The organism is Pseudomonas sp. P5_B2 (assembly GCF_056400445.1).
In genome coordinates, this window is record NZ_JBFULH010000770.1 from 1 (window position 1) to 1,737 (window position 1,737).

Here is a 1,737-nt window from a genome sequence, read left to right on the forward strand (position 1 = left end):
CGCCACCTCTCGCCGAGATCTACGATATCGCCGTCATCGGTGGCGGGATCAATGGCGTGGGGATCGCAGCGGATGCCGCCGGCCGCGGCCTTTCGGTGTTCCTTTGTGAAAAGGATGACTTGGCCAGCCACACGTCTTCGGCCAGCAGCAAGCTGATCCACGGTGGCCTTCGCTACCTCGAACATTACGAATTCCGCCTGGTGCGCGAAGCCTTGGCCGAACGCGAAGTGCTGCTGGCCAAGGCGCCGCACATCGTCAAGCAAATGCGTTTCGTGTTGCCGCATCGGMCGCACCTGCGTCCCGCATGGATGATTCGCGCCGGCCTGTTTCTGTATGACCACCTCGGCAAACGAGAAAAACTGGCTGGTTCAAAAAGCCTCAAGTTCGGCCCGGACAGCGCGCTTAAAAACGAAATCACCAAAGGCTTTGAATACTCCGATTGCTGGGTCGATGACGCGCGCCTTGTGGTTCTGAACGCCATGGCCGCCCGCGAAAAAGGCGCCCACGTTCATACCCAGACCCGTTGCGTCAGCGCTCGTCGCACCAAGGGTTTGTGGCACCTGAACCTGGAACGCGCCGATGGCAGCCTGTTTTCGATCCGCGCCAAGGCATTGGTGAATGCAGCCGGCCCATGGGTTGCCAAGTTCATTCGTGACGACCTGAAGATGGAATCGCCATACGGCATTCGCCTGATTCAGGGCAGCCATCTGATCGTGCCGAAACTGTATGAAGGCGAACATGCGCATATTCTGCAAAACGAAGATCAGCGCATCGTCTTCACCATTCCGTACCTGAACCACTTCACCCTGATCGGCACCACCGACCGTGAGTACACCGGCGATCCGGCTGCAGTTGCGATAACCGACGGCGAAACCGATTACCTGTTGAACGTGGTCAACGCCCACTTCAAAAAGCAAGTCAGCCGCGACGACATTTTGCACAGCTATTCCGGTGTTCGGCCTCTGTGCAATGACGAGTCCGATAACCCGTCAGCCGTCACCCGCGACTACACCCTGGCGCTGTCCGGCACCGGTGAAGAAGCGCCACTGCTGTCGGTGTTTGGCGGCAAGTTGACCACGTATCGCAAACTGGCTGAATCAGCGCTGGCGCAACTGGCGCCGTACTTCACCCAGATAAAGCCAAGCTGGACAGCCAGCTCCACGCTGCCGGGCGGCGAAGACATGACCACCCCGCAAGCCTTGTGCGCCTTGATCCGCGACAAGTTCGACTGGGTACCGACCGAAATCGCCCGCCGTTGGGCCACCACCTATGGCAGCCGCACCTGGCGCATGCTCGAAGGTGTGCAGGACCTCAGTGATATGGGTGAGCACATCGGTGGTGGGCTCTACACCCGTGAAGTCGATTACCTGTGCAGCGATGAGTGGGCAACCACCGCGCACGACGTATTGTGGCGTCGCAGCAAGCTAGGGTTGTTCACCACTGCGGTGGAACAGCAGAAATTGGTGGATTACCTGAGCAAGGTTGGACAGAACCGCAACAAGATCGAAGCGGCCTGATCGGCCTCCGGTTAAAGCAAAGCCCCTGGATCGAGAGATTCAGGGGCTTTTTGCATTCTCCGACACCACCAATCCCCTGTAGGAGCCGGAGGCTCGCCCGCGATGGCGGTCTTCCAGCCAATACCTGTGGTGACTGACACGCAGCCATCGCGGGCRAGCCTGGCTCCTACAGGGGTATGTGCCTGCTATCTAATTCGGTTTTCCGAACGCGACCCATCAG

Annotated in this window: 1 protein-coding gene; it reads left to right on the forward strand. The window is 59.1% G+C overall.

The features are described from left to right. Positions 1-1,517 (forward strand): glycerol-3-phosphate dehydrogenase (gene glpD, locus AC1DRJ_RS26590; protein ID WP_477804771.1); only part of this gene is annotated, 1,517 nt, incomplete at its 5' end. Positions 1,518-1,737 lie beyond the last annotated feature (220 nt).